The sequence below is a fragment of the Leucothrix mucor DSM 2157 genome (assembly GCF_000419525.1).
GTDB classification, from domain to species: domain Bacteria; phylum Pseudomonadota; class Gammaproteobacteria; order Thiotrichales; family Thiotrichaceae; genus Leucothrix; species Leucothrix mucor.
In genome coordinates this window covers 902,452-928,971 of the sequence record NZ_ATTE01000001.1, presented here as the reverse complement: position 1 = coordinate 928,971, position 26,520 = coordinate 902,452, and the positions used below count along the sequence as shown (strand labels likewise).

General features: G+C 46.9%; 23 protein-coding genes and 1 pseudogene. 10 read left to right on the top strand and 14 right to left on the bottom strand.

The annotated features are described in order from the left end of the window. Window positions 1–120: 120 nt before the first annotated feature. Entirely contained in the window at window positions 121–2,886 is a 2,766-nt protein-coding gene (locus LEUMU_RS24575; protein WP_084708028.1) for a DEAD/DEAH box helicase, read from the bottom strand. 28 nt (window positions 2,887–2,914) lie between these two features. Next, the gene (locus LEUMU_RS24570) at window positions 2,915–3,520 is read right to left on the bottom strand and encodes an SWIM zinc finger family protein (protein WP_040503945.1); all 606 of its coding nucleotides are present in this window, start codon (window positions 3,518–3,520) and stop codon (window positions 2,915–2,917) included. Between the two features lie 343 nt (window positions 3,521–3,863). Here LEUMU_RS24570 and LEUMU_RS0104090 point away from each other — a divergent pair, with 343 nt between their 5' ends. Next, on the top strand, window positions 3,864–4,871 hold the full coding sequence (locus tag LEUMU_RS0104090) for a PD-(D/E)XK nuclease family protein (RefSeq protein WP_026744478.1): 1,008 nt from the start codon (window positions 3,864–3,866) through the stop codon (window positions 4,869–4,871). Window positions 4,872–4,927: 56 nt separating this feature from the next. Here LEUMU_RS0104090 and LEUMU_RS24565 read toward each other — a convergent pair whose 3' ends face one another. From LEUMU_RS24565 to LEUMU_RS28725, 4 genes and pseudogenes are all read right to left on the bottom strand, one after another. Beyond that, complete coding sequence (locus LEUMU_RS24565) at window positions 4,928–5,146, bottom strand: hypothetical protein (protein WP_022951002.1); 219 nt, start codon at window positions 5,144–5,146, stop codon at window positions 4,928–4,930. A gap of 108 nt (window positions 5,147–5,254) precedes the next feature. Continuing rightward, window positions 5,255–5,458, bottom strand: coding sequence for a hypothetical protein (locus LEUMU_RS28940; RefSeq protein ID WP_022951001.1), 204 nt, complete (start codon window positions 5,456–5,458; stop codon window positions 5,255–5,257). After that, a pseudogene (locus LEUMU_RS29400) lies at window positions 5,421–5,722 on the bottom strand (IS1 family transposase). Before LEUMU_RS29400 ends, LEUMU_RS28940 begins: the two are co-directional and overlap by 38 nt. Before the next feature lie 179 nt (window positions 5,723–5,901). Then, a complete protein-coding gene (locus LEUMU_RS28725) occupies window positions 5,902–6,009 on the bottom strand; it encodes an MYG1 family protein (protein WP_211223009.1) in 108 nt (35 codons plus the stop codon). 38 nt (window positions 6,010–6,047) lie between these two features. Between LEUMU_RS28725 and tnpC the strand changes: the two genes are divergently transcribed. Then, window positions 6,048–7,514 carry an IS66 family transposase gene (gene tnpC / locus LEUMU_RS24560; RefSeq protein WP_022950222.1) on the top strand — a complete coding sequence of 489 codons (1,467 nt, stop codon included), beginning with the start codon at window positions 6,048–6,050 and terminating at the stop codon, window positions 7,512–7,514. Here tnpC and LEUMU_RS24555 read toward each other — a convergent pair. From LEUMU_RS24555 to LEUMU_RS0104060, 3 genes are all read right to left on the bottom strand, one after another. Next, complete coding sequence (locus LEUMU_RS24555) at window positions 7,501–8,313, bottom strand: MYG1 family protein (protein ID WP_022951000.1); 813 nt, start codon at window positions 8,311–8,313, stop codon at window positions 7,501–7,503. The genes tnpC and LEUMU_RS24555 overlap by 14 nt on opposite strands. Window positions 8,314–8,527: 214 nt before the next feature. Further along, window positions 8,528–10,066 carry a trimethylamine methyltransferase family protein gene (locus LEUMU_RS0104065; protein ID WP_022950999.1) on the bottom strand — a complete coding sequence of 513 codons (1,539 nt, stop codon included), beginning with the start codon at window positions 10,064–10,066 and terminating at the stop codon, window positions 8,528–8,530. Window positions 10,067–10,303: 237 nt separating this feature from the next. After that, window positions 10,304–12,736, bottom strand: a complete 2,433-nt coding sequence (locus tag LEUMU_RS0104060; RefSeq protein ID WP_022950998.1) for an FAD-dependent oxidoreductase — start codon at window positions 12,734–12,736, stop codon at window positions 10,304–10,306. 107 nt (window positions 12,737–12,843) lie between these two features. On the opposite strand from LEUMU_RS0104060, the gene LEUMU_RS0104055 reads away from it, so the two are divergent. The 4 genes from LEUMU_RS0104055 (at window position 12,844) to LEUMU_RS0104040 (ending at window position 15,379) form a co-directional block, all read left to right on the top strand. Then, window positions 12,844–13,749 carry a LysR family transcriptional regulator gene (locus LEUMU_RS0104055; protein WP_022950997.1) on the top strand — a complete coding sequence of 302 codons (906 nt, stop codon included), beginning with the start codon at window positions 12,844–12,846 and terminating at the stop codon, window positions 13,747–13,749. A 42-nt stretch (window positions 13,750–13,791) separates the two neighbouring features. Beyond that, complete coding sequence (locus LEUMU_RS0104050; protein ID WP_022950996.1) at window positions 13,792–14,145, top strand: AbrB/MazE/SpoVT family DNA-binding domain-containing protein; 354 nt, start codon at window positions 13,792–13,794, stop codon at window positions 14,143–14,145. Then, entirely contained in the window at window positions 14,138–14,527 is a 390-nt protein-coding gene (locus tag LEUMU_RS0104045; protein WP_022950995.1) for a type II toxin-antitoxin system VapC family toxin, read from the top strand. Before LEUMU_RS0104050 ends, LEUMU_RS0104045 begins: the two co-directional genes overlap by 8 nt. Window positions 14,528–14,788: 261 nt before the next feature. After that, a complete protein-coding gene (locus LEUMU_RS0104040; protein WP_022950994.1) occupies window positions 14,789–15,379 on the top strand; it encodes a Uma2 family endonuclease in 591 nt (196 codons plus the stop codon). Between the two features lie 51 nt (window positions 15,380–15,430). Here LEUMU_RS0104040 and LEUMU_RS24550 read toward each other — a convergent pair whose 3' ends face one another. After that, the gene (locus LEUMU_RS24550) at window positions 15,431–16,309 is read right to left on the bottom strand and encodes a hypothetical protein (RefSeq protein WP_022950993.1); all 879 of its coding nucleotides are present in this window, start codon (window positions 16,307–16,309) and stop codon (window positions 15,431–15,433) included. Window positions 16,310–16,651: 342 nt separating this feature from the next. Between LEUMU_RS24550 and LEUMU_RS0104030 the strand changes: the two genes are divergently transcribed. Both LEUMU_RS0104030 and LEUMU_RS0104025 read left to right on the top strand, forming a co-directional pair. Continuing rightward, on the top strand, window positions 16,652–18,952 hold the full coding sequence (locus LEUMU_RS0104030; protein ID WP_022950992.1) for a peptidase U32 family protein: 2,301 nt from the start codon (window positions 16,652–16,654) through the stop codon (window positions 18,950–18,952). 50 nt (window positions 18,953–19,002) lie between these two features. Further along, window positions 19,003–19,680, top strand: a complete 678-nt coding sequence (locus tag LEUMU_RS0104025; RefSeq protein WP_022950991.1) for a glutathione S-transferase — start codon at window positions 19,003–19,005, stop codon at window positions 19,678–19,680. A gap of 9 nt (window positions 19,681–19,689) precedes the next feature. On the opposite strand, the gene LEUMU_RS0104020 is transcribed toward LEUMU_RS0104025, so the two are convergent. Further along, window positions 19,690–20,577 carry a LysR family transcriptional regulator gene (locus LEUMU_RS0104020; protein ID WP_022950990.1) on the bottom strand — a complete coding sequence of 296 codons (888 nt, stop codon included), beginning with the start codon at window positions 20,575–20,577 and terminating at the stop codon, window positions 19,690–19,692. A 110-nt stretch (window positions 20,578–20,687) separates the two neighbouring features. On the opposite strand from LEUMU_RS0104020, the gene LEUMU_RS0104015 reads away from it, so the two are divergent. After that, complete coding sequence (locus tag LEUMU_RS0104015; RefSeq protein ID WP_022950989.1) at window positions 20,688–21,554, top strand: MBL fold metallo-hydrolase; 867 nt, start codon at window positions 20,688–20,690, stop codon at window positions 21,552–21,554. A 61-nt stretch (window positions 21,555–21,615) separates the two neighbouring features. Here LEUMU_RS0104015 and LEUMU_RS24545 read toward each other — a convergent pair whose 3' ends face one another. After that, on the bottom strand, window positions 21,616–22,482 hold the full coding sequence (locus LEUMU_RS24545; RefSeq protein WP_022950988.1) for a YihY/virulence factor BrkB family protein: 867 nt from the start codon (window positions 22,480–22,482) through the stop codon (window positions 21,616–21,618). Between the two features lie 182 nt (window positions 22,483–22,664). After that, the gene (locus LEUMU_RS0104000; RefSeq protein ID WP_022950986.1) at window positions 22,665–23,807 is read right to left on the bottom strand and encodes an alpha-hydroxy acid oxidase; all 1,143 of its coding nucleotides are present in this window, start codon (window positions 23,805–23,807) and stop codon (window positions 22,665–22,667) included. Window positions 23,808–24,127: 320 nt separating this feature from the next. Here LEUMU_RS0104000 and LEUMU_RS0103995 point away from each other — a divergent pair, with 320 nt between their 5' ends. Next, on the top strand, window positions 24,128–25,825 hold the full coding sequence (locus tag LEUMU_RS0103995) for an L-lactate permease (protein WP_022950985.1): 1,698 nt from the start codon (window positions 24,128–24,130) through the stop codon (window positions 25,823–25,825). A 106-nt stretch (window positions 25,826–25,931) separates the two neighbouring features. On the opposite strand, the gene LEUMU_RS0103990 is transcribed toward LEUMU_RS0103995, so the two are convergent. After that, the gene (locus LEUMU_RS0103990) at window positions 25,932–26,330 is read right to left on the bottom strand and encodes an HVO_A0114 family putative DNA-binding protein (RefSeq protein WP_022950984.1); all 399 of its coding nucleotides are present in this window, start codon (window positions 26,328–26,330) and stop codon (window positions 25,932–25,934) included. Window positions 26,331–26,520: the final 190 nt, after the last annotated feature.

Below are 26,520 nucleotides of genomic sequence, written 5' to 3'. Positions count from 1 at the left end.
AGAGTTACCCGTTTTGATTTAAAGATTCGACACCTTTATCAAAACGGGTAACTCTCCTCAGATCAAGCTGAAGTGTCAGATGAAGTCGGAACTAATACACTTAAAATTAAGGCCCACTATTCACTCCAAAGGCTTCAACAGCTCCATAAGATCATTCTGGCCAAATGCCGCGCCTTCCTGCTGCTTACCGCCATACACCGAATCGGCCAGTGCCTGCTTTTTCTCCTGTAGCTTGATGATTTTTTCTTCAACAGTATCTTCAGTTAGCAACTTATAGACAAAAACAGGTTTATCTTGACCGATACGATAAGCCCGATCGGTTGCTTGCCGCTCCACGGCAGGATTCCACCAAGGATCATAATGAATCACCACATCAGCAGCCGTCAGGTTTAACCCCGCTCCTCCTGCTTTCAAGCTGATCAGAAACACTTTGGCATTACCCTCCTGAAAATGGTCAATCGCCTCTTCACGCTTGCGCGTCTGCCCCGTGAGTTTGCTGTATCCAATATTGTGCTTTTTCAGCTCTGACTCAATCACCGCCAACATCTTTGTAAACTGAGAAAATACCAATATTTTACGCCCAGACTCCACCATCTCAGGCAGCATACTCATCAACAATCCAAGCTTTGCAGACTCCTTAACTTTGGTCGCCTTTTCCAGCTTGACCAAGCTAGGATCACAGCACACTTGCCTCAGTTTCAGTAACGCATCCAATATCATGATATGGCTTCTAGCTAAGCCCTTCTTACTGATCTCGTCTCGGACCTTTTTATCCATAGCCAGCCTAACGGTCTCATAAAGATCGCGCTGCTTACCCACCAAAGACACCGATCGAATAATCTCTGTTTTCTTCGGTAGCTCCTGTGTGACCAGATCTTTAGTACGTCGCAACATAAAGGGCTGAACGCGTCGACGTAACTGCTTCCCTCGATCACCATTGCCCTCACGCTCGATTGGCTTTCTGAATAAACGGTTAAAGCGCTCTTCGGTACCAAGATAACCGGGCATCAAGAAATGATACATTGACCACAACTCACCCAAGTGGTTCTCAATCGGTGTACCACTCAAACACAAGCGATGAGTGGCTTTCAACTCCCGAATCTTCACCGTGGTTTTCGAACGTGCATTTTTTATAAGCTGCGCTTCATCCAAAATCAGGTAGTAAAACTGTTGATCTTCATAATGATGCGCATCACGTAAAATCAGTGGGTAGGTAGTCAAGACCAAGTCGTAATCCGCTATCTGATCAAACTTTTCATGACGATCATGACCTTGCAGTGTCAATACACTCAAATCCGGTGTGAAGCGCTCAACTTCACGTCGCCAGTTACTCATCAGACTCGTAGGGGCAATCACCATGCAAGGTGCATTCACACGCCCCGCTTCTTTTTCCTTGAGCAAACACGCTAGCGTCTGAATCGTTTTCCCCAAGCCCATGTCATCAGCCAAAATGCCATTGAACTGAAAACGCCGAAGAAATTGTAACCAGTCATACCCCGCATGTTGATACTTTCTCAACTCCGCCTGCAAGCCCTTCGGCAGATCGGTCGATTCAACCCCCGTGAATTGCTTCAGCCTGTTGCTCAATGCCTTGATTTCATCCGCACCTTTCCAGCGCAGATTGGGATCATTCAGTAGCTCACCATAATGAGAAGCAAGCTGCTTGGAGAATTCCAGATTACCGTCCGCGTTTAACGCATCGGTGTCATACAACTCCACCAAAACATCGAGCACGTGCAACACACGATGTGATGGCAACTTTATCCATTGCCCTGGGGCCAACTGGAATAATTGATACTCCTCTGCTTTCAGCTTTTGCTGTAGCGTCATGGTATCTGGGTAGCGCTTCAACAGATCAATCAGCAGCGGTAATAAGTTAACTCGCTCACCATTTAGCTCAAAGCCAAGGCTCATTTCAAACCATTCACCGCCCTCGCTTTCTTCAATATCCCCCAACCAATCATCAACCGTATCAATAGACAGTTGAAAGTCATCGGCGATTTCAATTTTCCAACCCCGCCCACGAAGCAATGGAATGAGTACATTAATAAATTGATCCCATAGCTCGATCGCCACAGACAGTCCATTTTCCGCAAGCACGACCATATCTAATGGGCCGAACGGCTTTACTTCAGGCCCCAAAGAAGTAAAGCCGAACGCTGTCATACGATCCAACGCTTTCTGCTCCGCCACCAGATCCCGGTAAAGCTTGAACCGCTTGTGCTGCCCCTGAGTCTTCTTTGATATTAACATTACCTCCTGACTAAACGCTTCTGGAGTGGGGGGCTGTATGGTCAGCTCGCCATAGTCAAACCCCAGACTGGCCACGTGTATTCTTTGTGCTTGAGAGATTTGTTCTGCATGAAGGTAAAGACAAACTTTAGGCGTAACACCCTGAATTAACAAGTCTTCAATCACTATAGGCTTGGGTAGCGGCATATTGGCCGTCGGAAATAGCTCCAATAGCTTTTCACTCACCTGCTCAGCAACCACTTTGGGGACGGGTGGAGCATCCAGCAAATGCGACATTTGATCCGACGTTAATCCATCATGCGTAAACTGTCCGCACTGATGGTTTTTTAGATCAATATAATGATAGTGGCTGAGACGAAACAGTTCGTCATAAGGCTCATTGCACCGCAGTTCCGGCACCATTAGCTCATCATGCTCAACCCACTCCATCGTAACGTCTCTACTCACGCCTTCTGTTAATGGGTGCGATAATTTATGACTGTCCTCCCCCCAGAAACAACGCCCTGTTTTTAATAATAAGCTGAGAAAGGATTCCCCTAGCGTGCTATTCGGCAATTGACCACTGACGTAACTCCCATAACTGCTGCCGGATAACGACTTACAAACCAATACCTCATCATCCGTACAGAACATTTTATTCCCATAAAGGATTTCGCTTTCCCTAAGGTGATGATATTGCAATTGGGCTGGCTTGCCGTAACCCCCCTTTCTTCAACACTCTGGATTTAACAGACTCGATCCATAAAACAGGCTTTCCATGGAATGAGCGAATACTCATAAGGTGTATCATATGAAATTCAGGCTGATACCTTTCATCGGTCATCGCGCTAACATTCAGTGTATCCTCAGCCCCTTCGATGCCTGCCAGCCACCGCACTACTTGCTGACTTTCAGCGCTAATTTGTTCTTGCTCAGGATCAGAATCAAGCGCTTTTAGCTGTGATAGGAAAGTAAATAATAGTGCCACACCATGCTTACACTCATCACCCACCGGACAATTGCAATCAGACCTTGCAGCCAAACCAAAACCACGCTTACCAGGATATAACTCCAGTCGAACGACGTAGGTTTTTCCACGACCATTACTGACCCTGCCAACAATCACCACCCCATCATCAGCCGTCGGTAATGCTTGTTCAATATCCTGCACGCGCTCTTTATTGAAGTAGTCCAAACCACGCACCAAGGTCGCTTGGCCATAGGTGTTCAACAATTCTTGGGGGTCAATAGTAAAGAGTGTTAATAGTTCTTTGGTTTTTAAATCCATTTTGGGCAGGCTTTATGAAATAGCGACGGGATAATATTACCTTTTAGATGCAAATTAATCAGTAACTTAACGAATTAATCTGGTGCTGATCGGACACGAATCACCTACAAGCGACTCACCAAACGATCATGACCTTATCTCTTGTCTCTTTCTTGTTTCGGCGGCTTATTTTCCATGACAAATCAAGCCAATAGGCAAATACGGTCACTTTTCAGATTTTTAAATAGTAGCTTTCATATGTTTTTTGAGAAACGGCTAGGATCTTAAGAACACATTGAATGTAAATTATACAAACAACGTGCTATTCTGCGCTGCTGGCTAGTTTTATTTGGGGAATAACCTTTTGAGTATCGTTTCAATCAAACCGAATATTTTTTCTTATGCAACAGGTGAGCTTGCACAAGATGCCTTCTTATGTTGGTTTCTGGAATGGTCGAAGGAGTCTAATAAAGCCCACAATCTTGAACTTAATATCATCTCGCTGGCATTCGTAAAAAAGCTTCTGGAAATACCTGATTCTGAGAACTTTTCTATAGATAAAATCAGAATATTGAGACAAAAAGACAACATTGACATTTTAGCCGAGGTAAATGATCAATACCTGATTCTGATCGAAGACAAAGTCAAAACAACATTCCACAGCGGACAACTCCAAAAATATGCTGACAAAGTCGCGAAAAGGTACAAACCACCACAATGGGTAATTAAAAAGCATTATGTAAAAAGCTACTTGGTTTGGGGGAGTGAAAGAGATTATGTCGACAAGGAAGGTTACCAAGTTTTTGATATCTATGACTTTGCAGATTTCGTTGAACCACATGGGACTGTGGCAAATGACTTCTACCAAGATTTTCGCCTCAGTATCTTAACCCGTCGCGATCGTTACCAAAGCTATACTAATCTTGCACCTGATGCTTGGTACCGTGATACGTGGTACGGCTTTCTACATGCGCTAAGAAAAAAGCTAGGTTATGGAAAGTTTGCTGCGCATCACTCTGGTAGCCCTTATTGGCTAGTACTAACTTGGTTAAGGAATTATGGCGCAGAGGGAAGTAATGTCTCTTTGGAATTTCACACTGGGCGTCTAGTTATTAAAACTCATATCAAAGATTCAACAACTGATAAAAAGAAACTCAGAGAGGACTTAATAAATAACCTAAGGCCCATCTATGACGGTATTGGAGTAAAGTTTAAGATTGTTGGTGGCAAAGGTAAGCGCCTCATCGGTGCAAACAGTATGGCGATTTTAGAGCTAACCGATTACTTGAAATTTAAAGATGATGGAATCGATTTTACGGAAACTTGCCGGGCTATAAACGAACTCAACATTGCCTTTAATAAACTGTCCTAAGTTCTAAGACCAGGGAAATTTGGAGATTCAAGAGTAGCTTGATGCTCCTATTTTAACTACCTGATTTGCTCAACCAGCAGCGTGACTCTTTTCTGGCTGGCTGAATCAGCAGGCAAATGCCCAGTAATAGCCTCAACAAAGTCACGACTGTTTAACAAAGCCGTAAACTGCTCTGAAAGATAGTGTCTGACTTTGTTATCCGCACCCTGAATATCCGCCACAATTCCTAGCCTGCCATCCAGTACCGCAATAATATCTTCAATATCATGCCTCATCAGAAAATCACCTCGCCCCCGACCGTAAAAAGCGGACAACTTGGTTGCTAGAAAATAAGCGGGCGAAACGAGCTTAATTGCCTGGCCTGTTGGTAGGTTGACTTGCCATCAAGATTTACAATTCTTATCAATGAAACCTTTGCCAAATTTTTTCTTAGGTTCATTTCCTAATTCATTGTAAATATCATAAGCTTGTAACCAGTACTTGCTGGCATTTTTTATTTTTACCCGTTTGATTATTGAGTGCGCCAAGGTTCCAATAATAGGTAATGTATCAGGCCAGTAGAAAAGAGTGCCTTCGAATATACTCACCAATCACCTTGTTATGAAGTTCAACCGATTTAGAGTAACAAATTGTAAGCCTCGCTAATCGCTTGATATGGACTCGAAAATTTAGGTTCTGACGTTCAATATTTTGGTTATACCGCTTACTAATAAGATGCTTTTCCCAAGGTAATAATCGGCGGTAAGCACCCAATCATCGGTGCAGTAAACACTAAACTTGACAGGCTCCAACAAGGCTAATAAGCGCTTGAGTATCTCATCGGTACAGTCCCCAAACAGGTAAGCAAACACACGCTTAAGCTGAGGAGACCAGGCGTACTATAGCCAGCGTTGTTGAAATCAATGATGACAATCCTGCCATCGGTATCGCTGTTCACCAGTGGACGCTTTACCATGCCGTTAAACACTCACGCTGCCGCAAGACTGACGAACCACATCGATCACTGCCATGCTGGTATACCTATCATTTATTACTCAAGCGCCATTCGCGCCATTTTCATAGTGCTTTCAAACGATTCCGCACCTGCAATAAATAAACCGTTATGGCAGAACATCGCATCGTCAATGTAACCCTTCACGGGGTTGCATTTAGGCCACAATTCGTTATGATTAAACAATGAACAAACTAACTGAGGCGCTTTTCAATCACCAACTGCCCGCGGATCTGGCGGCGTCGCAGCGTCTCAATCGTCAGTTATTGGATTTAGTGACCCAACTGGAACAGCGTGTCGCTGAGCTGGAAGACATCGCAGGCAGCGGGAGTTCTTCCAGAAACTCCTCCAGACCACCGTCCCAGGATTCACCGGAACAACGGGCTAAGCGCGAGAAGAAGCCTAAGAGTCCTCGCAAGCAAGGAGCCCAGCCGGGTCATCAGGGTCATCAACGCGTTCGGGTAGAGCTGTCTGCGACGGATGAGCAAGTTCATTACTACCCAGGCACTCAATGCACCTGTGGTGCGGTGTGTGATGTCGCTCAGGAGCCTTATCAGCGACATCAGGTCTTTGACCTGCCTGAGGTTCGCAGTCAAGTCACTGAACATTGTCTTTATGAGGCAATCTGTCCGGGTTGCCGCAAGCGTCAGGTGGCTCGCTTGCCAGACACGGTTCCCTGTGGGCAAATGGGGCCGGGACTGGTCAGCTGGATTACGCTGATGAATGGCGCTTATGCCTTATCGGTGTCAAACATTCAACGCTTACTGAAAGATCACTGGCAACTCGCCTTCAGTACCGGTGCCGTGAGCCAGGCCACCCGCTCGGTCACGGGATGGTTGCTGCCGCTGTATCAGCAAGTGGGTCAGGCGGTACGGAATTTACCCGTTGCTCATGCGGATGAAACCAGTCATTACCGCAATAATGAGCAGCGTTGGCTTTGGGTGCTGTGTTCCTCGCAAGTCGTCTACTTTCTAACGCATCATTCTCGGGGTAAAGGTGCCGCGAAGGGTTTACTGGATAATTTTGAGGGTATACTGGTCACTGACCAACATGGCGGCTACAACGATTATCCGGTCGAAAAGCGCCAGCTTTGCTGGGCGCATATTATCCGTAAGTTTCGGAAAATATCAGAACGTGTGGGACGGGCCGGGGTGCTGGGGAAACAACTCTGGCGATTATCCCGCTTGATTGTACACTGTCGTAATCGTTGGCGATCGGGCGGCTATTCTGATGCTGGCTACCACACACGAATGCGACGATTCAAACAGGCGATCCATACGCTACTGTGCCTGGGGTGTGAGACCGCGCCCGCTGACCCGTTAAAAAAAGCCAGCAAAACAGCCAATCAGTGCAAACGACTGCTGGCGGATGAATCGATGCTCTGGACGTTTTTGCAGGATCGCGCGATTCCCATGACCAACAATGAAGCAGAACGTGCGATACGTCCTTATGTGATCTGGCGTAAAACCAGTTTCTTCAGTCAGTCTGCCAGAGGAGATCAGTTCCGTCCGGTGATTCTGACTCTGACTGAAACCTGTAAGCGGTTGGGCTTAGGCGTTTATGGACTATTGAGAAAAGTCTGTGAACAAGGCCTGTGTGGTGAGGCTATTACCGTACGGCTACCCTTAGGTCAGCACGCTATATCAGCGTAAGCCCCCCGTGAAGGGTTACATCGTCAATACCCGTGACCTCTTGCAGTGCTTTATCCGATAAGCCCGCCCACGCTTGGGGTAATGGTTTTCTATCTTCAAACGAACCTGGTTCTACGGGTACGGTTTGGATTCTCCATTGGCCGGTTTGTGAAGGGTAAACCACATATAGCGCGGCTTTCGAGTGCTCATGAACGGTTCGTTTCCATGGCGTGTATTTCTCTAAGACAATGACTCTTGGGTCTTCAGCGTCTTCAATGGCTTTTGCGACGATCGCTTTGGCACTAATGCCGCCATTAGCCGCTGCAATAAAGCGCTTTAGTAGCAGTCCAGCATACTCGACCGCTTCGTCAAAACACTCATCAAAGTGGCTATCTTCTTGCCATGTGGGGTTGAACATACCGATAGCATGGCTAAGGCTGATGCCATCATAAACCCCTTCGACATGACCGCAATCGAGTGCATCTATGTGCGAGACCAGGCGTCTATCGACCGACTTCGCGAGATCTTCATTGCCATCGCAGATCTCTACACCGTATTTTTTCCAGATCAAACCAAATGATGAATATGGGATGCCATTGTCACGCGCACCTGCGCCGCCACGTTGGTGGTGATCAAAACGGCCTGCATCGGCGTCATACTCGCCACCCACATCGATCACGATATCAGCCTTGGCGATCTTCTCTAAATCACGGGTGCGAATCAGTGTAAACGGTGGCAATATGCTTTTGAGAGCGGCTACGCTGAATACGTCGTCAGCATGAAAATTACCGTCGTGTGTGGCTATCGTTATATCAGTCATTTATTGGGTATCTTTTTAGGTAGGTGAGTTTTAGGCAGCGAGAATGATACCTTAGATTGGTGGGTCGCTTACTGCGTATTTGCACCTGATGTATCCGAATGACTGATTCTTGCTAATAGCACGGGCTACCGCGCTCTAAAGTCCTTAGCTGTTAAGAAACAAAATAATAGGATCAAGCACAAGAATATTATGGGTAGTCATTATCAAAACGACATTAAACATCCAATAAAATTTTATATTTCCTGCGAATCTCCACATCTGCCTCAGGACTCAAATACTCCGGCTGGTGCTCTTCCAATATCTCCTTAACCCGCACATTCGCCCGCTGCCACATATCCAAAGACCCCTGCTCTTCCCAGACCGCAGGTTGCTGCCGATCGGTCAGTTTACTTGGCCAGAAATAATCCCGCTGCATGGCATCCATTGTGTGTTGCCCGCCGAGAAAATGCCCTTCCCCATACACTGCCTCTTTGATTGCCTCAAAGCCCAAGGTTTCCTCGGTCACTTCAATCCCGCGCAACGTTCGATACACCTGCGATAACATCTCATCATCAATCAGCATCGCCTCAAATGATGCACCCAGCAAACTCGCCGTCATTCCTGATGACTCATACACCATATTGCAGCCAGCCAAGCCCACACCCAACGATGTCATGGCTTTTTCCAACCCCATTTGCGCATCCACCGCTTTGGAGTCACTCATACTGGCAGCGGCTCCAGAGGGTAAGCCTAACCAATTAGAAATCTGCGCAGAGGCGGCATTAAGCAAGGTAATTTCCCCGCCACCACCACAAAAGGAACCGGTACGTAAATCGATCACCAACGGCCAGTTTGAGAAAATCATCGGGTAGCCCGGTGCAAACACATTCACCATTACCAGCGCCGCCAAGGTTTCTGCAAGCGTTGATGAGAGCATACCGGCCAGTGTCGCGGGAGCAGTTGCGCCGGACTGTGCAGCGACAATATTATTCAGTGGCACGCCACGTTTGATGCAAGCCATCGCCACGTCAAAGGCATCCTCACCATAACGCAACGGTGAAATCACAGGGCTAATATGCGCTTTACAGAATGGGCGCTCACGAAACTTACCCTCGCCACCCATGGCAATATCGAACATATCAATAATGGGATCGACGGTTTCAGCAACAGTAAAACTGGTGCCGACGGGCTTAGTGGTTCCCTTGAGCAAAGCGTAGGCCGTGTTGACGTCTAAGTCTTTGATACCTTCAACATCGGTCGCCACGCAGCAACGAGTAAACCAACTTACATTGGTCAGCGAGTCGGCCAGTCGTGTGAAATCGTACAAATCACGCAAGGTCGCAGAGCGGTAGTTGTGCGTATCCAAATCCATGGTTTGAACCGCTGCACCACCCGTGCCGAAATGGACTTTATCACCGCCCACTTCAAAGTCATGTTTTGGGTTGCGGCCATAGTAGGTAAACTTACGGCACGCACCCGCCAGAATATCCTCGATCATCGCTTTGGAATAACACAATCTCCCCTGCTCGTTTTGATGCGCACCGCACTCCAGCGCCTTTTCCATCAAGGCATCCGGTACTTCACCCATGCCGATTTCTGACAAAATCCGTAAGGCATTGTCGTAGATTTGTTGGATCTCATTATCGGACAAGGGTTTGTACTGACCACCAGAAGGCCCTGGGGGACAGGGATTAACTTCCGGTGCTTTGGCGCGCTTGGCATGCATTGCCTCGCGAGGACTCATCTTACGTTTGCGGCGTGGTTTAGTAGACATCACATTCCCTCATTACTCTATTTGCAATCATAAGATTTAATCCTCGTTCATTGGCAAGGCTGGCCCTTGACTGGCCAGCCTTGGATTAACAGGCAGGATTGATGCCCATACGCTTGCCAGAGAATCAGGCTAGAACGATTCAGGCCAAGCACCGCTGATCAACCTAACCCTCCAACAAGCGGGTATGGAAATACGGGTAACGACCCAGAGAACGACTCTTCAGTATTATCACCGACCCTAGCCTCTCACCAGCGCCATTGTTGGGTCATACAAACCGGGCTCACAGACCACTGCAGGATAACGCTCACCCAAAATACCAATTTCAAGTTTAGTCCCAATCTCAACAAACTCAGGGTTCACAAAGGCCATTGCAATATTCTTCTCAACACGATGCCCATAACCACCAGAGGTCACCGACCCAATCAAATCATCACCACTATAAATCGAGTCACCACCATGTGCAGCAGCAATATCACAATCAACAATCAGCGAGACAAATAGCTTCTTAGGGCCGCGTTCAATCTCTTTTAGCAACGCCGCTCTACCCACAAAATCAGGCTTATCCAAATTCACAAAACGGTCTATCGTAGACTCCATTGGGTTGTGCTCATAAATCAAATCAGCCTTCCAATGACGATAGCCTTTTTCCATACGCATCGACTCGGTCGCGTATAAACCAAAGTACGATAAATTGAATTTTTCACCCGCCTCATTCAGCAGCTTCCACACCAAATACAACTGCTCATTGGGGATGTGTAACTCATAGGCGTGTTCACCAGAGAAACTCACACTCATCGCGGTCACTTCGGCATGAGCCAGCGTCATTTGCTTCACACGCATCCATGGGAAAGCGGCTTTTGACCAATCGCAACGAGGCGATAAGGACTGCAATAAATCGCGTGCCTTTGGCCCAGCCACCACTAGAATCGTATGGCTAGCCGCCATTTCGGTTAACGTAACACCTGCTGGTTTAAAGCGGTTCAGCCAATCGCGATCATGCCATTCTGCGGCTGCGGCGGAGCCATACCAATAATGCTCGTCACCCAGCTTGGCAATCGTCGCTTCAGCCAAGACATGCCCATGTTCATTGAGCAAATAACACAAACTCACACGGCCAATGACAGTCGGTATCTTTCCACACACCAAATAATCTAAGAACTCACCGGCACCTTCGCCACGAATTTCATAACGGTTAAAACCAGAGACTTCCATCAAACCAACATTAGTCGTCAGTGCTTTGATTTCATTAGCAACAAGTTCTTTGGTTGGGGTAAAGCGGAAACTATGCTCATCAACAAAATCTGGTTGATCAGCCGGTTTAAAGCACAGCGCACGCTCCCAACCATTCACCACACCCCAAATCGCATTCTCATTATCCAGCACAGGATACAATGGTGTAGTACGCGCTAAACGCGCCCCCGGACGATGCTCATGTGGCATGTGGTAATGGAATTCGTTTTGATAATCTTCAATCGCCTTGATGCAGGTATGTTCAGTATTGGCATATTGCGTAAAACGACGCGGATCAAGACTCCAGGCATCCCACTCAGATTCACCATGCACGATCAGCTCAGCAAGGATTTTTCCATGCCCGCCACCTTCACCGATTCCCGCGCGTAGCCCGATAATGCAGTAAGCATTTTCAACGTCTGGAATCTGTCCAACCAGCGGCAAACCGTCAATCGTGTAGGTAATGGGGCCATTGATAACGGAATGAATACCAACCGTTTGCAACGCAGGCATCCGTTCAAAGATACCCTCCATATTCTCCAGACAACGGTCCAAATCAGACGGGCACAAATCCTTAGTGAAGTTCGGATCAATGCCATTCATGCCGAAGGTTTTACAACCCTGCTCATACACGCCGACCAGTAAACCATTCTTTTCCTGACGACTGTAAAAATCATCAAAGGGATCACGCACGACTGGCACTTGATAATCCAGCGCTTCGATCTCAGGCATACTATCAGTGAGGAAATACATGTGCTCCATCGAGGTCACAGGATGCGTGACGCCCAACATATTACCCACTTCATTCACGCGATAACCGCTGGCATTCACCACCTTTTCACAGGTGATATCGCCCTTTTTGGTATGAACGATGAACTCACCATTGGCCTTGCGGGTGATGTTTTCCACGGGATTAAACCGGTAGATTTCCGCACCGGCTTTCTTCGCCGCACGCGCCATGGCTAAGGTAATGCCTGATGGGTCGATATAACCATCCAGTGGGTCCCACCAAGCACCTAACATGCCTTCGGGCTGCATGAGAGGATGACGCTTATGCACTTCTTGTGGGTCGATAAACTCCATTTCTATACCCATGCCACGCGCCATACCGATATGGTATTTGTATATATCGACTTGATCTTGTGTGTAGGCCGTACGCATGCCGCCGGTGATGTGGTAGGAAAATGGGAATTCGGTATCTTTGGCTAATTCGCGATATAGATCAATACTATGACGCTTCAAGGCAAACATGGTTTGATTGCCACCAAACTGAGTAACTTGCGCAGCTGCATGCCAGGTTGAACCTGATGTTAGCTCGTCTCGCTCGACTAACACCACATCCGTCCAGCCCTCGCGGGTTAAATGATACAGCGCTGAACAACCTGCAATGCCACCACCAATGATGACAACCCGCGCATGTGATTTGATTACTTCTGCCATAACAACTCCTGAATTTTATAGTTTCAATCATCAAGCCTAATGCAGGAGGTGACAAACCTAATTTTCTGCTTTATGGTTTAAAATTACTGAACTATAAACTGATCACTATGAAACACCCACTTCCGCCACTAGACAGCCTGAAAGCCTTTGAAGCCGCTGCCCGTCATTTGAGTTTTAGTCTGGCGGCTGATGAACTGTGTATTACCAAAGGTGCAGTGAGTTATCAGATTCGTAAGCTGGAAGAGCACCTCCAATGCAGCTTGTTTAAACGCGCGGTGCGGCAGGTGTATTTGACCGATGCTGGTCAAGCTTTGTTGAAAACCACGCAGCAGTTTTTTCAAGAGCTGAGCAAGACGCTATCGCAACTCAGTGGTGAAAATCAGCAAGCCGGAGTGAGCATTGCCGCAACAACGTATGTGGCGGCGCGGTGGTTGTCATCGCGGATCAGTCAGTTTAACGAACAGCATCCTGATGTGACAATTTTACTACAACACTCGGTTAATTCAGCGGACTTTAAATTGGGTGATGTGGATCTGGCGATACGTTGGGGGCCCTGTAAGCAGCGGGCTGATCGTAATCGGTTTGGGGAAATTCCGATGGGGTTGTTTCCGGTGGCTAGTCCTGAATTGTTGAGGCGTTATGGGGTGGATACATCAAAGCCGCTGAGTGCCATCCAACTGCAACAAGAACCGTTTAAGAGTATGACTTTATTGTGTGAGGATAGGTCGCAGGATACTTGGCAAGAGTGGTTTGAGGTGGGAGCGCCGGAGCCTGTCAGGCTTGAAAATCCGCGTCGGGTGATTAGTGATGCGAATGTGCGGGTGCAAGCAGCGGTTGATGGGCAGGGCCTGATTATAGCGGATGATTTGATGCGGAATGAGTTGAATAATGGACTGTTGATTCAGCCGTTTTTGGAGGTGCTGGAGGGGTATGGGTATGCGCTGATGTGCTCGCCTACGCGGATTCATGGGGGGAATGCGCGGTTGGTTAAGAAGTGGGTTTCGGATGCTTAAAATGAACAAAAATTCCATAATCCATTTGAGCTAACCATCTCAATGCAATTAGCTTTCTTAATCTTAATTTTCCAAATTAACGATTTTGTGTCATTATTTATAAAAGTGACACTAAGTCAAATTAAGGACATGGGAAATAATATGACAACTATAACTGCACAAGTCTCTCAAGGTGGCAGAATCGTTATCCCCACTGAAGTGAGAAAGAAAATGGGCATCGGCATCGGTGACCAAGTATTACTTTCCTGGTCAGAAGAAACTCAGGAACTCGTTATTGCAACACGTAAACAACGCCTGAAAAGAGCTAAAGACTTAATCAAGCAGTTTGCAAAACCTAACGGATCAGTTGTTGATGAGCTGATAGCCGAAAGGCATGAGGCTGCTGAACATGAATAAAATTGTGCTGGATACTTCCGCAGTACTGGCTTATCTATTTGATGAGACTGGTGCCGATAAAGTTGCACCTATTCTGGACTCTGGTGCTGCTGTGATTTCTAGTGCAAATTATGCAGAGACAGTTAGTAAATTATTTGACCTAAAGATGCCATCAGCAGCTATTCAAGAAACGATGGATAGTCTGGAGATGGAATGCATCGCACTTTCTGAGGAGCAGGCATTTATCAGCGGTGAGCTGAGATTAGTCAGCAAAGCCTTTGGTTTATCATTGGGTGATAGAGCCTGCTTAGCCTTAGGTATAGAGGCACAGCATCCTGTTTATACCGCGGACAAAGCATGGGCAAAAGTATCTACCGATTGTGACGTTGTACTTATTCGTTAACAACTAGGATATAAATCTAACTATGGATAGATATCCCTTGAAGGGCAAACGATTCAAAGGCCATACGCGGTCTAAATCAGCCGATCCATTTAACCGGCGTGGAGTTTAGCAAAGTAGATCGTAATATTGTGGGATTTGACGTAGAGCAAGGGTAACGACTCGTTTATATGCCTAAGTTAGGCCCTCAGACATACGTCGCGAAGTTGCTATTTTTCCGCGATTGACCTCTAATATAAATATTACCCAATCACGAGGCCTGACATGCCCTTAGTCAAACAACAAAATCAGCTCAGCGTTGAAGACTACCTTGAAGGAGAACGGCAGAGCGAAATCCGCCATGAGTTCGCTGACGGTTTCGTGTATGCAATGGCTGGCGCAAGTATCAACCACAACCAGATCACTGCAAATTTACTAACTAACCTAGCTATCCACTTAAGAGGCACAAGCTGCCGACCATTTAGTAGCGATTTACTGGTCAGAACTGGCAAAGATCACTATCGCTACCCTGATGTCACCGTAGTGTGTGACGACCAATTTCTCGATGACTACTCAACGGACTCGCCTGTTTTACTGGTTGAAGTCTTATCGAAAGGCACCCATCAATTAGACCGCCAAATCAAACGCCTCGAATACATTAAGCTCCCCAGCTTGCAGGAATATGTATTGATTGAACAAGAGCGCGTTGAGGTTGAAGTATTCCGCCGTAGCCAAGGCTGGCAGCCTTCCTATTACTATTGGGATGATATTGTGGAGCTTGAATCAGTGGGCCTAAGCCTGTCAGTGCAAGCCATCTATGAGCAGGTTAAAAACGGTGACGTAGAAGAGTTACTCCAAAAAACCGATGAGCCCTAAACAAACTCACCGGCCACTAAAACGACTCACTCAAAGCCAAAAACGCCTAAATCAATGCGCCGCAGCCCCAGCCTGATTCACTTCACCAATCTGCGATATTGGACGACGCATCGACGCGATCTCATTCACCGAAAAGCTCTGCGACCAAAAATCTTCCCAAAGATCGATAAACTCTTGGGTATTAGCCTTCAACGATTCCTTATCAAAGCCACCGGCCCCTTGCGCCAAAATCAACCACAGATCATTCTGGTGGAAGTCATCACAAGCATTATTCTCCTCATCATCAGACACCCCATGTACTTGGTAGTAGCCCTTCTCAACCGGAATCCCCAGCGCACCAGTATTTAAGCGCATCACAGGGCTAAAGATCATCACAATCTCCTCAGCAATGGCCAGTAAGGTCAGCAGTAATGGATAGTCATCATAAGCCGCCAAGAAGCACTGCTTAAGCTTCATCGTCATCGCTGATGGTTCAAATACCTGTCTGTCTTCATCGGTAATCCCCAGATCTGTCATCAAGTTTTCAAACAGGATCAAATGAGACATTTGAGGCGTGCCTTGGAAATGGCATGGCTCGCCGATTTTGTAATGAAACCCAAACTCATCCAGTGTGTTCAGTGTTAGTAAAAATCGAGCATAAGCCTTGCTGCCTGGCTTCATAACATTTTCAACACGGCTCGATTGGAACTGTGCCATTAATAAAGCATCGGTGAAGATGTGCACGATTTCACGATACTCCATGTGCATCGTTTGCATCTGCTGCAATGTGAACTGGCTATCCCCCAAATCAGCCACAATCGGGTGCTGTTTAATACTGTGATTTTTAACCAAATCAACCAGCTCACCCACAAACAACATGTTCTCATTCCAAGTCGCTTGGCCGACGCTTTCGATCATTTCTTTTATGACATTTTGACGTATTAAATCCATGTTTAACTATCCTTAGTTGAGATAACGAAGCTTAGGAATAGAGCATGCTCCCCGCAATTTCTGAACCCATGTAATCAGTAAAAGTTTTACTGTATACGTTGTTTAACGGGTCGCTTGAGCAATTTGAATCCATCTAAGGACGATTGGCAGCAAACTGTCGATAGCCGTAAAATTAAGCAACTCAAGTTTTGCTTGTGAGGATTTTGCTAAAGAAATCTAGCCGCATCGCGTCATCATTACGGAGTTATAACTTTGCCACATAGCAATACCGCGAGCTTCCCGCTAAACTTCAGCTCCAAATAGACTGCACAGTCAGTACCCTGAATTAAGCGAGTTGTCACAATGAGTAGAAAGATTGAGTTATTAGCGCCCGGTGGCGATGTTGAAGCCATTAAAGCCGCTGTAATTGCCGGCGCGAATGCGGTGTACTGCGGTTTAGATGCGTTCAACGCGCGCAACCGTGCCTCCAACCTTTCCTACGATGAGTTGATTGGCGTTTTACGCTTAGCACACAAATACGATTGCGAAGTATTCTTAACCTTAAACGTGGTGATCTTAGAGCAGGAGTTACCCCAGCTGATCAAGCTGTTAAATAAGCTGGTTAACTCCGGTATTGATGGCATCATTGTTCAGGATTTGGGGATTTTTAACTTAGTTAAGAAGTACTTCCCGACACTCGACATCCATGCCTCCACTCAAATGACCACGCACAATGAAGGCCAGATTTTGTTCTTGGCCAAAATTGGCGCATCCCGTTTGAACTTATCGCGTGAGCTGAACCTTCCCGAGATAAAATCATTAACGGCCTTGGCCCATGATCACAATATGCTGACCGAAGTGTTTGTACATGGCGCACTGTGTATTGCATTTTCCGGTCAATGCTACTCCAGCTCGGTGAGCGTGGGTAACTCCGGTAATCGCGGACGTTGCAGCCAAGCCTGTCGTGATGAATATGAGATCACCGCTGAAGGGCATCGCTTCCCGCTGAATTTAAAAGACAACTCCGCCTACTTTGATCTGCCGGAATTGGTGGATGCAAAGGTCGATTCCTTGAAAATTGAAGGTCGCATTAAGGGCGCACATTACGTGTATACCGTGACCGATACCTGGCGCAAGCAGGTCGATCAATTTGTGGCAACGGGTAAGTTATTGTCAGATGACTCCAACCTGCATCGCGTGTTTAACCGTGACTTTACCAACTCATTTTTAAAGGGCGACCTGACCAAGGATATGTTCATTGATAGCCCTCGTGACTACAGTGTTCAGCATGCGGTTAAGATTCATTCAGCAACCTCCATTAAGCACATCGATGAAGTCAAAAAAGACCTGTATTCCAAAAAGAATGCGTTGGGCGATGAGCTTACTGAAAAGATCAAATACCTGAGCATTGCCAAACTCGCGCTAACGCTACGCTTCTCTGGCAAGCTGGATGAGCCTCTATGCTTAACCATGACCATTGGCGATGGTGGCGATAACATGGATAGCATGGATAGCGGTGAGACTAATAAAACTTACACCCTGCACACCGAATCCACCCTCAGCGTGGCGAACAAACTGTCGATCACTCAAGCCGTTCTGGAGAAAAGCTTCAAGAACTTCGCCACTAGTGACTATGCGCTTGAGGAATTTGATTGCACTGATTTAGCCGCCGATCTAAGCCTGCCACTAAAAGAGTTAACCGCACTGAAAAATGAAGCCGCTACCCTACTCAATAACTCGGTGGCGCTGATTCCAAATGTCGAAGTGCCTAAGCTTGAAGTAAAAGCCGCCGCTTCTGCAACGCCATCCATGTCGATTTTGATTGCGGATGTAAAAGACATTCTTTTATGCGATCTCACCGAAGCCGATGTGTATTTCAAGCTGCCTGAAAGCTGGAAAAAAGACTGCGATAAACACATCGATATCTTTTTAGAAAATCCGCGTTTGATCCCATGGTTCCCCGCAGTATTAATCGGCAAGGACTACGATGAATCTGTGCGCTTGCTGGAGCGCGTTCGCCCTGAGCGCATTGTCAGTAATAACACCGGGGTTGCTTATAAAGCTTATGAAATGGGCATTGAGTGGATTGCCGGACCATTCCTCAACACCACCAACTCCTACGCGCTGCTGACCTTAAAAGAAGAATTAAACTGCGCCGGTGCCTTTATTTCTAATGAGATTAATCAACTGCAGATTCGCAATATTGCACGCCCTGATAATTTCAAATTGCTCTACAGCATCTATCATCCGATTTTGATGATGACTAGCCGCCAGTGCTTCTTCCAGCAAACCGTGGGCTGCAACAAGCCAAGCATTGAAGATGGCTGCATGTTGAAGTGCAAAAAGGCGACCACCATCACCAATGTGAAAGGCGTGTCGTTTGCGGTTGATAAACAACGCGGCGGCTACCCAAGTATTTACAACGATGAGCAGTTCTTAAATTTCGACATCGTGAATGATTTAGCGGGCTTATTTGATGAGTTCTTTATTGACCTCACCAATATAGGTGCAGGCTCAAAAGCGGAGCCGGATAAGGCGCAATTGATTAAATACTTTGAGCAATTTATTAGCCAACGTGATGACAGCGACCCGATGCTGGCACAGCAGCACTTAAGCAAAATGATTACCGTCTCGACTAACGCGCAGTACAGCCAAGGGCTTTAACGGCTGATGCGTTTGGCCTACTTAACAACGGATTATTGAGTCACTCATTTATGACAGATACGACTGCTCCAGACACAGCATTACCGATCTTGTACTCCCTGCAATATTGCCCTTATGCGATGCGTGCGAGATTGGGGATTTTGCTGTCTGAGCAGGCGGTGATGATTCGTGCAATCACCATGAACAATAAACCGGAAGAGATGTTAATCGACTCGCCGAAAGGCACTGTGCCGGTGTTAGTGGTCGATGCTGATACCATCGTCGATGAAAGTTTGGATATTATGCTCTGGGCGCTCAAACGGAATGATCCGCAAAACTTGCTGTATTCCGACCAGCCTGACGCCTTAGCTGAAATGCTTCAAGTCATCACCGAAAATGATGATGAATTTAAGCCCAGCTTAGAAAAATACAAACGCTCCAAGCGATTTCATAATGAGGCTGAAGCGGCTGACCGATTAGCCTGTGAGCCATTTATTCAACGCTTGGAAAGTCGCTTAGCGGAGCATGAATTTTTGATGGGACCAACGCCAAGTTTGCTGGATTACGCCCTGCTGCCCTTTGTGCGTCAGTTCTCCAAAGTGAATCGGCAACTGTTTCGGGATGAGCCGTATACCAACTTACAGCGTTGGCTGGATCATCACTTACAAAGCCGCTTATTTGCGCGGGCCATGCTTAAATATCCCCTGTGGCTGGAAAGTGGCGAAGCCTGTTTGTTTGGCCGTGAGTGAAGCACAAAACTACCAAGCATTGCGCCGAAAGTAATCCTCAAGGAAGTCAATTAAAGCCCGCACGGTAGGCAGCAAATGCTTGCGCGAGGAGTACAAGGCGTACACCTTCATATCATTCGGCTTCCAATCAGGCAGTAATGCCTCCAACTGCCCTGCTTTAATATAGCCATTCACCAGATAGGTTGGCTGTAATGAAATCCCCGCACCACACAGGGCGGCATGTAGCAAAGCCGTCGCCTCATTCGCCGTTAAGCGGCATTCAATATCCACCGATTCAAACTGCTCTTTTTTAGATAAGTGCCACACATGGCGTCCGAAGTTTTTATAGCCCAAGCAGTCATGACCCACCAGGTCACTCGGTACCCGAACGGCTGGTTTACCCGCCAAATAATCAGGCGATGCCACCAGCACCGACTCACACACGGCGATGGGTTTGCCGATGAGCGAAGGGTCTGGAGCCGAGGCAATGCGAATCGCCAGATCGATGCGCTGTTCGACTAAATCCGTGACCGAGTCCTGCAAGTCAATATCAATGCTCACCTTGGGATGCCGCTGCATATACTCATGCACCGCTGGCATTAATTGCGAAAAGCCGAATGACATACTCACCGCGAGGCGAATACTGCCGGATAGCTCATCGCTCGGCCTAGCAAAGGTACTCAAGTCCTCAGCCTGCTCCAGCCAAATCTCAACTTGTTTTAAGCAAGCCTCGCCTGTGGTCGTTAATGAAATCTTGCGCGTAGTTCGGTGTAGCAAGCGTGTCTGCAACCAATCCTCCATGGCTTCGATATAGCGCGTCACCATGGGGCGCGACACCTCTAAGCGTTCAGCAGTATTGGTGAAACTTCGCGTGTAAGCCACATCCACAAACACTTTAGCGGCGATTAATCTATCCATTTATTTGCACGATTTAAGAAACAATGAAGCACATTATCAGGCATTTTTCTGAGCATAACAATTCACTATGATTCACTCCATCGAATCACTCCCCTGAAAGGAAACAGACAATGAAAACATTAAGCCTGATAGCTACGACCGCATTATTAGCCGCCAACACCGCATTTGCCGCGCCATCCACTCTGAAATTTGATGTGTACAACGCCGATGACAATAGCTTCAATGTGAACTCCACCGTTGTGTATGGCGATACCGAAGCCATGGTGGTGGATGCTGGATTTACCAAAGCCGATGCGCTGAGAATTGCCGCAAAAGTCATGGACTCTGGCAAAGAACTGAAAACGATTTTTATCAGCCAAGCCGATCCTGACTACTACTTCGGCGCTGAAGTGTTGCACGAGTTATTTCCAAAAGCACAGATTATCGCCACACCAGCAGTGAAAGCAGAAATTGAGAAAAAGCTGGCAGGTAAGATTGCATTTTGGGGGCCAAAAATGGGCGCAAATGCACCGGTCAATCCCGTCGTGCCATCGGCTTATAACAAAGACCAAATCACGCTGGATGGCCACACGATCGACATTCGCGGCACCACCGGCGAATTGGCCGACCGCCCTTACCTATGGATTGCCGACAGCAAAGCGATATTGGGTAATGTTGCCATCTACGGCGATATGCACGTTTGGACCGCTGACAGTCAAACCGATGAGTCGCTGAATGCATGGACTGCACAACTGGATGAAATGCTGGCGCTGAACCCTGAAATCGTGGTGCCTGGCCACATGAAAGCCGGCACTGAGCTGACTGCCGCAACCATTACACACACTCAGGACTACCTGAAAACGTTTAATGAAGCCAAGAAATCCAGCAGCAATAGCGCAGAGCTAATCGAGAAAATGATGGCAGCCTACCCTGCGCCAGAAGCCCCGCTTTCGCTAGATATTGGTGCGAAAGTACACATGGGCGAAATGAAGTGGTAAGCCTGATTTAAGTACCATTAAAAAAAGGCGAGGATCGGCATGGTCTTCGCCTTTTTGCTATCTATTCACTGTGCTCAGCGATCTCGCTCGGCGTAATGGCATGGCCGTATTTATCCTGCTCGTATTCCTTACAAAACTCAGCCCCCATAAACAGAATCATGCAGGAATAAGAGACCCACAACATGAGCAATACCAACGACCCCGCCGCGCCAAAACTGGACTCAGGCTCTGCCATCTCAAAGTATAAATTCAGTACCTGCTCACCGATTTTAAAGAAAATAGTCGCAACCACACCACCCATCAATGCAGAGCGCCATGCCAGCTTAGCATCCGGCAAAATCTTGTAGATCAAGGTAAATAGCACAGTGACAATAGAAAATGAAATCAGAATATTGACCACAAAAATAAGCGCCGAAAACACCGCCGAAAAGCTCAAGGAAATCCAATCATTCAACAAAGTAATCAGCGCCGTTAACGATAGTGACATCAACAACAAAAGCCCCAAGATCAGAATGATGCCAAACGAGATGAGTCTGGTTTTGATAAAGCTCCAAACACCGGCCGTTTCTTTTACCTCGACTTCAAAAATATGATTTAGCGAGGTTTGTATTTGAGCAAATAAACCTGTCGCGCCAAAAAATAGCGTTAACAGCCCGATCACGAAAGCCCAGACATCCCTATTTTCACGTTGCGTTTCCTCGACTATTTCACCGATATTTTGCGCCGTTTCAGCGCCTAACATCTGACTGATTTTGCCCATGACCTCGGTTTCCACCTGCTGCTGGTCAAAGGCAAATGCCGCAACGGCGGTAGTGATAATCAGTAAGCCGGGGAAAGAGAAAATGGCGTAATAAGCCGCTGCAGCGCTGTGCATAAATGGGTCGTTACTAAACCAGTTTTTAAAGGATTTGATGAAGATAGAGAGCATTAATTTAAATTCTCAGCAAAAGCGGTGCACCTTAGACATGAGTAGTCGATGGCACCATCTTTTAACATAATATTAATTATCCAGAAGGAAAATCAGTCCGCCAAGTATTTCCTACTCGGCAGACTGACATCACCCCTGCTTATAATGCTCCGCCTAATACAAAATCAGGACTACAGAGCGGCTTAACGCCCCATTACAATATCATCAGCACAGACTGATTCAATATCCCGGTGCCCGATAAAGGCCATCGTCAGCTCAGCTTCTTCATGGAATATTTCCAACATGCGCTGCACACCCGCCTCACCCATCGCACCCAAGCCATAAACCATCGGGCGGCCAACCATCACACCTCTGGCACCCAGCGCGCGTGCGCGGATAATATCTTGTCCGGAACGAATACCACCATCCATCCAGACTTCAATATCATTCCCGACTTTCTCGACAATTTCCGGCAGTACCGAAATCGATGAACGTGCGCCATCTAATTGCCGCCCGCCATGGTTAGAAACCACCATCGCCTCTGCGCCCAGCTTCACACATTCTTCAGCATCACTACTTTCCATGATGCCCTTAATGATTAACGGGCCATCCCACATATCACGGAAGCGCTTAATGTCATCCCAGTTTAATTTGTGATCAAAGCTGTTGGCGGTCCATTTCATTAGATCGCCCATATCGTCAACGCCGGTAGTACAGCCTTGGATATTGCCGAACTCACGATTTTTTGTTTTCAGCATATTCAGCGCCCAACGCGGACGGCGGGCAATATCGAGGATATTCGGAATCGTTAAGCGAGGTGGTGCCGTCATCCCATTGCGATGATCGGCATGGCGCTTACCAATAATTTGTAAATCGAGTGTGACCACTAAGGCAGAGCATTCGACCGCTTTAGCGCGCTCAACCAGCTGTTTGGTGAAGTCTCGATCGCGCTGCACATACAGCTGAAACCAGAATGGCGACTGGGTTGCTTCAGCGACCACTTCCATCGAGCAAATACTCATGGTGGAAAGCGTGAAAGGTACACCGAATTTTTCAGCAGCCCGGGCGGCATGAATCTCGCCGTCCGCATGCTGCATGCCTAATAAACCAACCGGAGCAATCGCTAATGGCATATTGACATCATGGCCTACCATCGTGGTTTTCAGCGTGCGTGGGGTTAAGTCGCGGGCGACCCGCTGCCGGAAACGAATATCTTTAAAATCACTCGTGTTCTCAGCCAGTGTTTGCTGTGTCCAGGAGCCGGACTCACAGTAGCCTTGAAACATCTTAGGAACCCGACGGTGATAAAGTCGGCGTAGGTCTTCCAGTTCACAAATTACACTCATGATTTCTCCTCTGTTTTGATACGGCAAGCGGTTGTCAGACAATCTATTTCACAACCTATGCTTTTTACAATCGAAAATTTGGTCTTACCAATTAGGCGATACTAAAATAGATGAGAACAGTTTGCAAGCCTCAGCCCCAAAATCAGTGCTAATCTGTTGATAGTTAGCGGTAACAAGGCTTCAATCTATTACTTAGAATATTAATATTAATTCTTCACTACTCTGTTGACAAAAAAAGAGGCTTCATAGAGACTCCTTCGGTAATACCAATCGACGAATTTAAATAATTGGTATTACCAAATAATCATTAGGAGGATGTCATGAATCAAACCTTGTTGTCATTGCTGGCCTTTGCACCGTTGGTGTTGGCTGCTATTTTGTTAGTTGGCTTAAATTGGCCTGCCCGTCGGGCGATGCCGGTTGTTTTTATTGTTACTGCTCTAATTGGTCTATTCGCTTGGGATATGACTTTCAACCGTGTACTGGCTTCAACACTGCAAGGCTTGGTACTGACTGGCGCGATTCTCTGGATCATTTTTGGTGCCATTCTTCTACTTAATACCCTAAAACACTCTGGCGCGATTACCGCGATTCGGGGTGGTTTTTCCAATATCAGCCCAGACCGACGTATACAAGCAATCATCGTTGCTTGGTTATTTGGCTGCTTTATTGAAGGTGCTTCCGGCTTTGGTACACCCGCTGCGGTTGCCGCTCCCCTATTAGTTGCGCTGGGCTTCCCTGCCTTGGCAGCGGTCATGATCGGTATGATGATCCAGTCGACGCCTGTTTCATTTGGCGCAGTCGGTACACCGATTGTAGTCGGTGTTTCTGGTGGTCTTGATAAAGCTGGCTTAACTGATCAGCTGGTTGCCAACGGCTCTAGTTGGGATGCTTTCTACCATTTAATCACCTCAGAAGTTGCCATCATCCATGCGGTCATCGGTGTGCTGATGCCTCTGTTTATGTGTGTCATGCTGACTCGCTTTTTTGGGCGTAATAAGTCTTGGCTGGAAGGTTTAGCGATTGCTCCGTTTGCTATTTTCGCTGGACTGGCATTTGTTATTCCTTATGCGCTAGCCGGCATCTTTCTGGGCCCTGAATTTCCGTCGATGATTGGTGCGCTGGTTGGCCTGTTGATTGTTGTACCTGCGGCTAAAGCGGGTTTCTTAGTGCCTAAAAAACAATGGGACTTTGCAGATGCCAAAGAGTGGCCGGTGGACTGGATGGGTAGCATCGAAATCAAACTGGATAGCCTAACGGCGAAAAAGCCAATGGCTATTGGTCTGGCGTGGACACCGTATATTTTATTAGCGGCAATTTTAGTGCTATCTCGTGTTAACCCAACTGTGAAGGCATTCTTCACCGATAATTTAGTGCTGGGTTGGAAAGATATTTTGGGCGAGGCCGGCGTCTCCGGAAGTATTCAATTCCTGTATCTGCCCGGCGGTATTATGGCCTTGGTAGTATTGATTACCTTCCTACTGCATCGTATGAAGTTTTCTGAGCTAACAGCAGCAGTTAGTGAGTCTTCAAAAACCTTGATCGGTGCGGGCTTTGTTTTAGTATTCACCATCCCGATGGTACGTATCCTGATCAATTCCGGCGTAAATATGGGCGATTTGCCATCCATGCCTAGAGCAATGGCGGAGTTAGTCGCCAGTAGTGTTGGCGATATTTATCCCGTGTTTGCACCGACAGTGGGTGCACTTGGCGCTTTCATTGCCGGCTCAAATACCGTGTCAAACCTGATGATGTCACAGTTCCAGTTCGATACGGCTGGGTTGATTGGTGTCTCTGGTGCCATGATGGTAGCAGGGCAAGCTGTCGGTGCGGCAGCGGGTAATATGATCGCGATCCATAATGTGGTTGCGGCTTCTGCGACAGTGGGCTTGCTGGGTCGGGAAGGTCAAACCTTGCGACTGACTATTATTCCGACTATCTACTATATCGTGGCCGCTGGTTTGATTCTTCTGTTCGCTATTCATGTGTTAGGCGTCACAGATCCATTGATGTTGTAGCCATAGCAAAGTGTAATAGAGCACGCAGTCGTTGTGGCTGCGTGCTTCTCTTTGGATTTATGAGCCTTAAACAACTCATACCCATCTCAATAAAAGTAACGGCATGTCAGGCCGCTTTGTCTAGCTCAAGTTGTAACAAATAATGCTCAAGCTCTGAGTTTGTCACAATTTCAAAGTCTGTAAACAATGCCACAGGCTTAAGCGATTTCCCTTTCCCCTGCTCCATGCGAACGAAGCCTTTTCCAGCTAAGCTTTTAAGAGTGGTGGATAAATTAGATTTAGCTCTACCTGTTAACTCAGCCAGCTGGGTTAGGCTCTCTGGCCGCTCGGCATCAATTAAGCGTAATAGTTCAATATTCTCTGGTCTCAAAATTTGAGAGACTGCATTTAATGATGTGTACCAAACTTTTGGCTCATTAGGTTTAGGCGTATATTCGCCCTTAGCAATAGCCAACAGTCTCATACGAATCAGCGCTTCAGGCATTATTCCGATTCTTGCTTTCATATTAATTCCCTACTCACCATGCATGCTGAGTAAAACATCAAGTCCTTCCATAGCCCAACTCTAAAATTAAGTTATGACCAAATCATAACATTATAATTAAGTAGCCTCCAATGATTTTCACTAAGAGCAACTCCTACTATACGTCTGAAAACTGTCCACATATTGATGTTTACGGTCTGTTCTTACCACC

Bases quoted from the DNA above. Each gene is read 5' to 3' on its own strand.
- LEUMU_RS0104045 (WP_022950995.1), top strand. From the start codon at position 14,138: ATGAATAAAATTGTGCTGGATACTTCCGCAGTACTGGCTTATCTATTT.
- LEUMU_RS0103995 (WP_022950985.1), top strand. From the start codon at position 24,128: ATGAATCAAACCTTGTTGTCATTGCTGGCCTTTGCACCGTTGGTGTTG.
- LEUMU_RS24575 (WP_084708028.1), bottom strand. From the start codon at position 2,886: ATGTTCTGTACGGATGATGAGGTATTGGTTTGTAAGTCGTTATCCGGC.
- LEUMU_RS0104015 (WP_022950989.1), top strand. From the start codon at position 20,688: ATGAAAACATTAAGCCTGATAGCTACGACCGCATTATTAGCCGCCAAC.
- LEUMU_RS0104060 (WP_022950998.1), bottom strand. From the start codon at position 12,736: ATGGCAGAAGTAATCAAATCACATGCGCGGGTTGTCATCATTGGTGGT.
- LEUMU_RS24570 (WP_040503945.1), bottom strand. From the start codon at position 3,520: ATGGATTTAAAAACCAAAGAACTATTAACACTCTTTACTATTGACCCC.
- LEUMU_RS0104055 (WP_022950997.1), top strand. From the start codon at position 12,844: ATGAAACACCCACTTCCGCCACTAGACAGCCTGAAAGCCTTTGAAGCC.
- LEUMU_RS24555 (WP_022951000.1), bottom strand. From the start codon at position 8,313: ATGACTGATATAACGATAGCCACACACGACGGTAATTTTCATGCTGAC.
- LEUMU_RS0104040 (WP_022950994.1), top strand. From the start codon at position 14,789: ATGCCCTTAGTCAAACAACAAAATCAGCTCAGCGTTGAAGACTACCTT.
- LEUMU_RS0104000 (WP_022950986.1), bottom strand. From the start codon at position 23,807: ATGAGTGTAATTTGTGAACTGGAAGACCTACGCCGACTTTATCACCGT.
- LEUMU_RS24545 (WP_022950988.1), bottom strand. From the start codon at position 22,482: ATGCTCTCTATCTTCATCAAATCCTTTAAAAACTGGTTTAGTAACGAC.
- LEUMU_RS0104050 (WP_022950996.1), top strand. From the start codon at position 13,792: ATGCAATTAGCTTTCTTAATCTTAATTTTCCAAATTAACGATTTTGTG.
- LEUMU_RS0104030 (WP_022950992.1), top strand. From the start codon at position 16,652: ATGAGTAGAAAGATTGAGTTATTAGCGCCCGGTGGCGATGTTGAAGCC.
- LEUMU_RS24565 (WP_022951002.1), bottom strand. From the start codon at position 5,146: ATGAGGCATGATATTGAAGATATTATTGCGGTACTGGATGGCAGGCTA.
- LEUMU_RS0104020 (WP_022950990.1), bottom strand. From the start codon at position 20,577: ATGGATAGATTAATCGCCGCTAAAGTGTTTGTGGATGTGGCTTACACG.
- tnpC (WP_022950222.1), top strand. From the start codon at position 6,048: ATGAACAAACTAACTGAGGCGCTTTTCAATCACCAACTGCCCGCGGAT.
- LEUMU_RS0104065 (WP_022950999.1), bottom strand. From the start codon at position 10,066: ATGTCTACTAAACCACGCCGCAAACGTAAGATGAGTCCTCGCGAGGCA.
- LEUMU_RS24550 (WP_022950993.1), bottom strand. From the start codon at position 16,309: ATGGATTTAATACGTCAAAATGTCATAAAAGAAATGATCGAAAGCGTC.
- LEUMU_RS0104025 (WP_022950991.1), top strand. From the start codon at position 19,003: ATGACAGATACGACTGCTCCAGACACAGCATTACCGATCTTGTACTCC.
- LEUMU_RS0103990 (WP_022950984.1), bottom strand. From the start codon at position 26,330: ATGAAAGCAAGAATCGGAATAATGCCTGAAGCGCTGATTCGTATGAGA.